This window comes from Demequina sp. (genome assembly GCF_024642165.1).
Lineage (GTDB): Bacteria > Actinomycetota > Actinomycetes > Actinomycetales > Demequinaceae > Demequina.
On record NZ_JAHEBP010000098.1, the window covers coordinates 1 to 7,726 of the forward strand.

Here is a 7,726-nt window from a genome sequence, read left to right on the forward strand (position 1 = left end):
CGGCGCGTGCGGATGCGCCTACGATCGCCCCATGACCGTCAAGCGGCTGGACAACGTGGCCATCGTGGTGAGCGACCTCGACGCAGCGGCGGCGTTCTTCGAGGAGCTGGGGCTGGAACTCGAAGGCCGCGCACCCATCCAGGGATCCTGGGCGGACGGGGTGGTCGGGCTCGACGGCGTCCACAGCGAGATCGTGCTGCTGCGCACCCCCGACGGCCACGGCAGGGTCGAGCTGACGTCCTACCGCTCCCCCGCCCCGGTGCCCGCAAGCCCGCGGCAGCCGCCGTCGAACACGATCGGGCTGCATCGACTGATGTTCGCCGTCGACGACGTGGACGATGCCGTGTCCAGGTTGTCGCGCCACGGCGCGACCCTGGTGGGCAACGTCGAGCAGTACGAGGACGCGTACCGGCTCTGCTACCTGCGCGGGCCCGACGGAATCATCGTCGCGTTGGCGCAGGAGCTCGGCGGATAGGGATCAGCGCCCCAGATCGACCCCGGCGGCCGAGTAGATCGCGGCCAGGGTCGACATCTGGGCCACGGCTGCCTCAACGCCGGTCTCGACGGGCGCGTCGCCGAGCACGGCGTCACGGAACGCGTCGAGCTGGAACGCGTACGTGCTGCGCCGCGTGACCCGCTCCACGCGAGAACCGGCCGGCATCCGCACCTTCACCCGCCCGCTCATCTGCGGGTGGTACGGCCACGGCACGTCGATCCGCCCCCGCTCGCCGGTGATCCGCAGGCTCGCCCCGAGGGGACGGAACGCCCACATCGAGGACACGATGCGCCCCGTCACCCCGCCCGGGAAGTCAAGGTCGGCGGTGACCAGCCGGTCGACGTCTCCTCGCAGCTTCGCGCTCGCGGCGCGCACCTCGGGCGCGTCGCCGAAGAGCTCTCGGAGCATGCGCACCGGGTAGTAGCCCACGTCGAGCAGCCCGCCGCCGCCGAGCTCCCGGCTCCACCGGATGTCTTTCTTCGACGGGATCGGGATGCAGAAGGTCGCCTGGGCCGAGACCACCGGCCCGATCTCGCCGGAGTCAAGGACCGCACGGATCGCCGCCATGTGCGGGTGGAAGTGGGTGTGATACGCCTCCATCACCACTACGCCGGCATCGGCGGTGTCGCGCCGAACAGCCTCGGCCTCGGCGAGCGACGCGGTGAACGGCTTCTCGCACAGCACGTGCTTGCCGGCCCTGGCGGCGCGCACCGTCCACTCGCCGTGAAGCGCGGCCGGCAGCGGGACGTAGACCGCGTCGATGTCCGGGTCCTCGAGAAGCTCCTGGTAGGACCCGTGCACCGTGGGTATGCCATGCGCCAACGCGTACGCGGTGGCGCGGTCGACGTCGCGCGCGGCGATCGCGGCGAGCTCGACCCCCTCGACGTCGGCCACGGGCTTGAGGAGGGCGTCCTTGACGATGCGCGCGGCACCGAGGATTCCGATGCGGACGGCAGGCGGCTGGTTCATGGGTGTCACGGTACCGGCCGGTCCCTCCCCGTCAGCGCGCGGGCACCTCCGCGAACGTCTCCGCCACCCAGTCGGCGATGAACGCCGCGACGTACGCCATGTGGTCGATCGAGATGTGCTCGGTGCCGCCCTCGGGCTCATCAAAGATCCGCAGCTCCCGCTTGGGACTGTTGACCGCCTGCTCATATGAGCGGTGCGCCATCTCCACCGGGATCTGCCGGTCGTTGGCGCCGTGCGTGATGAGGAAGGGCACCGAGATGTGCTCGACCACGCCATCGAGATGCATGTCCTTGGTGCGCTCGAGGAAGTCGTCCATGTCCGAAGCGCCCCACACCCACTGCACGTGCTTCCAGTAGTGGGGCACGGGGTTCTCGCCCTCGCGCTCCAGGCGGCGCCGCTGGATCGCCGCCCAGTCGTGATTGGCGCCCCAGGCGACCACCAGCTTGAGCCGCTTCTCGAACGCGGCCGCGCGCGGCGCGTAATACCCGCCCAGCGACCACCCGACGATTCCCACCCGCCCGGCGTCGACATCGTCCCGTCCCTCGAGGAAATCGACGCACGCGGACGCCCAAGCCTCGGTGTCGTGGCGCGCGGTGAGCCCGCGCATGCGCAGCGCCTCGCCAGATCCCGGCGTGTCGACCATGAGGGTCGAGATCCCGCGGCGCGCGAGCATCTGCGGGAACTGCGAGTAATACATCATCTCCTTGGTCGAATCGAGGCCGTTCCACTGGATCACCACCGGGGGCAGTTCCCCCTCGGGAACGGCGTCGGGGTCCGCCGCAAAGAGATACCCCGGCAGGCTCGCACCCTCGTAGGGGATCTCGACGCGCTCGAGCGGGGCGCCGGCAAGCTCGGCGTGAGTCAGCAGCAGGTCGATCGACTTCTGATACGCGGCGTTGCGACCGTCCCAGTCCGGGGACTGGAGGCGCTCCGCCTGCGACGTGTAGAGGCTGGCGCGGTAGTACTTGTCGCCCGCGCCGATGCGGCGGCCCAGCGCGACGTCCTGCTCCGCCGAGGCGATGAGGCGGTCGGCGACCGCGGCCCAGGACGAGTAGAGCAGCTCGGTGCCCACGTCGTCTCCGTTGCGCGAGGCCTCCAGGACCGGCTTGCAGGCGCGGTCGACCTCGTCGATGTATCCGCCGCAGTTGAGCGAGGCGACCGCCGCCATGCTCCACACGTAGTTGGTCGGGAAGTACATGAACATGAAGATCCACCTCGTTCGCGCCGTTGCGTCGCCTTCACCCTAGGGAGCCGCCGGCCATCAGCACAGACGAAACTGCCGATGGGGAGTATGACTGGCGCTGATGAGTCAGGTCACAGACGGATATCACCCGCACCTATGCGGGCCATACGGAAATGGGCATTCCCTGATACCCCCACCGCTCGCGATAGTGGAATCCGAGCCGGCGACGACGCCGGGCGGATCGAAAGGGTCAACGATGATCTCTCTGCTGTCGCACCTGTCCTACGTCGCGATCACCGCGCCGGACGTCGAGGCGTCCGTGAAGTTCTACGAGGAGCAGGTAGGCCTCACCGTGGTCGACCGCATCGGCGAAGACGTGTACCTGCGCGCCTGGGGTGACTACTACCGCTACAGCGTGGTGGTGAAGCCCGGCACCGAGCCGTCGCTCGCGACCATGGCGTGGCGCACCAGCAGCCCCGAGGCGCTCCACGAAGCTGCCCGCCGCGTGCAGGAGGCGGGCATCGAGGGCCGCTGGATCGACGGCAACGCCGTGGGCACGGCCTTCGAGTTCGTGGGGCCGTGGGGCCACTCCATGACGCTCCACTGGGACGTCGAGCACTACAAGGCCACCGGTGACCAGGCGTCCATCTATCCGGACCGCCCCTCGCGTCGCAGCCGCCACCTGGGCGCACCGCGCCAACTCGACCACGTGACCGTCGCCACCAGCGACGTCGACGGCTTCGCCGCCTGGTATCGCGACGTGCTTGGCTTCCGCATCATGGCGCGCACCGTCCTGGACGAGGCCCCGATCTCCGTGTTCTCCGTCATCACCACCAACGAGAAGTCTCACGACCTGGGCGTGGTGCTCGACGGCTCCAGCCGCGCCGGTCGCGTCAACCACTACGCGTTCTGGGTCGACACGCGTGAGGACCTGCTCCAGGCCGCGGACGTGCTCATGGAGAACGGCACGGCCATCGAGTACGGGCCGTCCATCCACGGCATCGGCGAGCAGAACTTCCTCTACTTCCGCGAGCCGTCGACGCTGCGCATCGAGGTCAACACCGGCGGCTACCGCAACTACGTGCCCGACTGGGAGCCGCAGACCTGGAAGCCGTCGCTGGGCTCGAACAACTTCTATCGCAACTCGGCGATGCCCATGTCGATGACCGAATCCTTCCCCGCGGCGGACGGACCCTCGGCCACGGAGGAGGGCGTGCCCGACGAGATCAAGGAAGCGCTGTTCAACCCGTACGCCAAGCACGGGCAGGGCTGACGGCCCGCCGAACAGACCCCCCGTCCGCGCCGGCGGCGCCTGCCCTCCCCCGGGTCAGGCGCCGCCGGACGGCACGTCGGAGGAGAACTGCGCCGCGACGTCTTGGAGCACGCCGCGCAGCCACTGGTGGCCCGGGTCCGAGTCGTACAGGCCGTTCCACCAGAAGGCGTCCTTGATGGGCGCGATGGGCACGGGGAACTCGAGGATGCGCAGGCCGTGAAGATCCGCGACCGCCCGCGCGAGCCGTTCCTGCAGCAGGCCGATGCGCCGGGTGCCGGCGACCAGCGCCGGCAGCGTCGCGAAACTGGGCGTCACCACCTCGACGTGGGGCTCGATTCCCAGCGTCTGCATCTGCCGCACGGCGGGCGTGTACGAGGTGGTGCGATTCATCGCGAGCACCCAGGGCAGGGACGCGAGCTGATCCACGCTCAGCTCGTCGCCCAGCTCGCCGTTGTCGCGCGAGGCGACCACCACCCACCGGTCGTCGAGCAGGTCGATATAGCGATCCGAGCCGATAAAGCCGTGCGGCAGGATCATGCCATCGCAGTCGCGCAGCGTCTCCGGGGCCCCCTCGAGGATCTCCCGCGACAACGTCTCGAACGTCAGGCGCGCGTGCGGCGCGGCCGCGGACACCGCCAGCGACAGCTCCCGCCCCGCGATGCGGAACGCATAGTCCGCTCCCAGGATGCGGAAGTCCCGGTCGCTGGTCGAGGGGTCGAACTCGGCTTGAGCCGAGAACAGCCTCTCCATGTTCTGCACCGCCACCCAGGTGCGCTCCCGCAACGACACCGCGAGCGGGCTGAGCTCGTAGCTGTTGCCCTGACGCACCAGCAGCTCGTCCCCGAATAGCCGCCGCAACTTCGCAAGCGACGCGGACAGCGCGGGCTGGCTGAGGCTGAGGCGCTGCGCCGCCCGCGAGACGCTGCGTTCCTCGAGCAACGCGTGCAGCGGCATCAGCAGATTCATGTCGAGGTTGCGGAGGTCCATGGCGTGACCCTAGTCGATATCGCCACCACGAATAGTGGTCATAGGACAATTCGGGTTGGCTGATGCCTTCCGACGTACTTGACTGAGTCTGGGCGCGACGAGGCGCCCGAGGGAGAGACATGGCCGTCACATCCGCAGGCTTCGATCCGCAGGATCCCGAGGGGGCGATTGCCGCGACGGCCCGCGCGGTCAGCAACTGGGGCCGGTGGGGCGAGGCCGATGCGGTGGGCACGCTCAATCTGATCGATGACGTCGCGCGGGCCAGGGCCGCGGCGCTGGTGCGGAGCGGCACCCCGATCTCGCTCTCCCAGAGCTTCGACATGAACGGACCGCAGCGCGGCTGGCGTCGCCGCACCAACCCCGTCCACACCATGCTCGACACGGGCACGGACGCCGAGCGCGGGAGCCAAGGCTTCCCCCACGGCATCGGCGGCGCGGACGACGTGATCGCGATGCCCCTACAGTGCTCGACGCAGTGGGACGGACTGGGGCACATCTTCGACCACGGCCGCGCCTGGAACGGTCGCCCGGCGGGCGAGGTGGTGACCTCCGAAGGAGACCTCGTCACGGGCATCGAGCACGCGGCGGCCATCGTCACGGGCCGCGGCGTGCTGCTGGACCTGGGGCGGCACCTGAGGCCCGACGCCGGCGAGCTCGAGGACGGCTACGCGATCACGGCGGACGACCTCGACGCGTGCATCGCCGCCCAGGGCCCTACCAGCACGGTGGGTCCCGGAGACATCGTGCTGGTGCGCACCGGGCAGCTGACCCGCGCCCGCCGCGACGGCTGGGGCGACTACGCGGGAGGTCCAGCGCCGGGACTGTCCTTCACCACGGCGCCGTGGCTCCGCACGCACGACATCGCCGCGATCGCCACCGATACGTGGGGCTTCGAGGTACGGCCGAACGAGTTCGACAACGCCTTCCAGCCCCTCCACCAGGTGGTGATCCCGCACATCGGCCTCACCATCGGCGAGATGTGGGACCTGGACGCGCTCGCAACCGCGTGCGCCCAGCAGTCCCGCTACGAGTTCCTTCTCACCGCCGCCCCGCTGCCCATCACCGGCGCCGTCGGCTCCCCTGTCAACCCCATCGCCCTGCTGTGAGCTCCCCTCACACCGTGACCCCGAAAGGTTGGGAATCATGACCGCAACGACGCGTGTCGCCATCGCCGGAGGAGGCGTCGCCGCCACCGCCCTCGCCATCCAACTGGCCCGCGCCGGCATCGAGGTCGACATGTTCGACAAGGCCGAGGGCGCGAGCGCGCTCGGCTCCGGCATCACCCTGCAGGGCAACGCGCTGCGCGCGTTCGAGCACCTGGGCGTCTGGGACCAGATCCAGGAGGCCGGCTATGCCTTCAACGGCCTCTCGCTACGGGCGCCCGGACCCGGCGCGCCCATCGTCGCGGACATGCCCGAGATCAGCATGGGGGGCCCGGGGTATCCCGCCGGGATGGGGATGTTCCGGCCCGACCTGGCCCGCATCCTCACGGAGGCCGCGATCGCCGCCGGCGCGCGACTCCACTACGCGTCGGAGGTCACCGGCTGCACCACGCGCGAGGACTCCGTGGACGTGGAGGTGGGAGGGGTGAACGTGGGCACTTACGACCTCCTCGTGGGCGCCGACGGCATCCACTCCCAGGTGCGCGCCTCCATCGGGATCGACGTCCACCCCCGCCGCACCGGCATGGGCATCTGGCGCGCCTTCGTCTCCCGCCCGGCGGAGGTGACCCACACCGAGCTCTACTACGGCGGCCCCATGTACATCGCCGGCTACACCCCCACCGGCGAAGATTCGCTGTACGCGTTCCTGGTCGAGGACTCTCGGGACCACGTCGACGTCTCCGACGAGGAGGCCGTCGCCATCATGCGCGGCCAGTCGATGGCGTACGACGGCCCCTGGAACGCGATCCGCGAGGACCTGTCGACCGCGTCGCACGTGAACTACACGTGGTTCACCGAGCACGTCATCCCCGGCGCCTGGAACCGCGGCCGGACGGTCTGCATCGGCGACGCCGCCCACTCCTGCCCGCCCACCATCGCCCAGGGCGCCGCCCAGGCGCTCGAGGATGCGGAGGTGCTGGGCGAGCTCCTCGTGCGCGGCGGGGCGATCGACCAGGCGTTCTGGGACGAGTTCCACGAGCGCCGAGTCGACCGCGCGACGCTGGTGGTGAGGTCCTCGGTGCAGCTGGGCGACTGGCTGCTCGAGGGCCGCCGCGACGCGGACGTACCCGGACTGCTGGCCACCGTGGCGCGCACCGTGAGCGTTCCGGCGTGAGGATCGGCCGCTGGATCGCGGGCGGCGCCGTCCACGACGGCGTCATCCGCGACGATGCGGCGGTTCCCTTCGCGGACGGGCACACCGTGGCCGATGCCCTTGCCGCCGGTCTCGAGAGCCTTTCCCACATCGCGTCCTGGGCGGACGATGCGTCCGCGAGGCCGCTCGCGGACGTCCAGCTTCTGGTGCCCGTCGAGGCGCGCAGCGTGCGCGACTTCGTGGCGTTCGAGGAGCACGTCGAGGGCGTGAGCGCCGCCATCGACGGCGCAAGCCACGTGGCGCCGGAGTGGTACCAGGCGCCCACGTTCTACTTCACCAACCCGCACACGCTGCTGGCCGACGGCGCTACGGTCCGGCCGCCGGTCACCCAGAGGCTCGACTTCGAGCTCGAGGTGGCCGCGGTGATCGGCGGCGTCGCCGGCCACGACGGCCGGGACGTCGCCCCGGCGGACGCGACCTCGCACATCTTCGGGTACACCGTGATGAACGATTGGTCGGCTCGCGACGTCCAGGGCCGCGAGATGAAGGTACGGCTGGGGCC

General features: G+C 70.2%; 8 protein-coding genes. 5 read left to right on the forward strand and 3 right to left on the reverse strand.

All coding sequences use genetic code 11. From position 1 onward, the window contains the following. Positions 1–31 precede the first annotated feature (31 nt). Complete coding sequence (locus tag Q0L54_RS08965) at positions 32–475, forward strand: VOC family protein (RefSeq protein WP_296667376.1); 444 nt, start codon at positions 32–34, stop codon at positions 473–475. Positions 476–478: 3 nt separating this feature from the next. On the opposite strand, the gene Q0L54_RS08970 is transcribed toward Q0L54_RS08965, so the two are convergent. Together Q0L54_RS08970 and Q0L54_RS08975 are read right to left on the reverse strand one after the other, a co-directional pair. Beyond that, positions 479–1,465, reverse strand: a complete 987-nt coding sequence (locus Q0L54_RS08970) for a Gfo/Idh/MocA family oxidoreductase (protein ID WP_296667378.1) — start codon at positions 1,463–1,465, stop codon at positions 479–481. 31 nt (positions 1,466–1,496) lie between these two features. Further along, positions 1,497–2,669 (reverse strand): alpha/beta fold hydrolase, encoded by a 1,173-nt coding sequence (locus Q0L54_RS08975; protein ID WP_296667381.1) that lies wholly within the window; start codon positions 2,667–2,669, stop codon positions 1,497–1,499. 235 nt (positions 2,670–2,904) lie between these two features. Here Q0L54_RS08975 and Q0L54_RS08980 point away from each other — a divergent pair, with 235 nt between their 5' ends. Then, a complete protein-coding gene (locus Q0L54_RS08980; RefSeq protein WP_296667383.1) occupies positions 2,905–3,921 on the forward strand; it encodes a VOC family protein in 1,017 nt (338 codons plus the stop codon). Between the two features lie 54 nt (positions 3,922–3,975). Here Q0L54_RS08980 and Q0L54_RS08985 read toward each other — a convergent pair whose 3' ends face one another. Further along, complete coding sequence (locus tag Q0L54_RS08985; protein ID WP_296667385.1) at positions 3,976–4,908, reverse strand: LysR family transcriptional regulator; 933 nt, start codon at positions 4,906–4,908, stop codon at positions 3,976–3,978. A gap of 119 nt (positions 4,909–5,027) precedes the next feature. Between Q0L54_RS08985 and Q0L54_RS08990 the strand changes: the two genes are divergently transcribed. The 3 genes from Q0L54_RS08990 to Q0L54_RS09000 form a co-directional block, all read left to right on the forward strand. Then, entirely contained in the window at positions 5,028–6,014 is a 987-nt protein-coding gene (locus tag Q0L54_RS08990; RefSeq protein WP_296667388.1) for a cyclase family protein, read from the forward strand. Positions 6,015–6,051: 37 nt separating this feature from the next. Next, positions 6,052–7,185 carry an FAD-dependent monooxygenase gene (locus Q0L54_RS08995; RefSeq protein WP_296667390.1) on the forward strand — a complete coding sequence of 378 codons (1,134 nt, stop codon included), beginning with the start codon at positions 6,052–6,054 and terminating at the stop codon, positions 7,183–7,185. Next, positions 7,182–7,726: fumarylacetoacetate hydrolase family protein (locus Q0L54_RS09000; protein WP_296667392.1), on the forward strand; the 545-nt coding region annotated here is incomplete at its 3' end. The genes Q0L54_RS08995 and Q0L54_RS09000, both read left to right, overlap by 4 nt.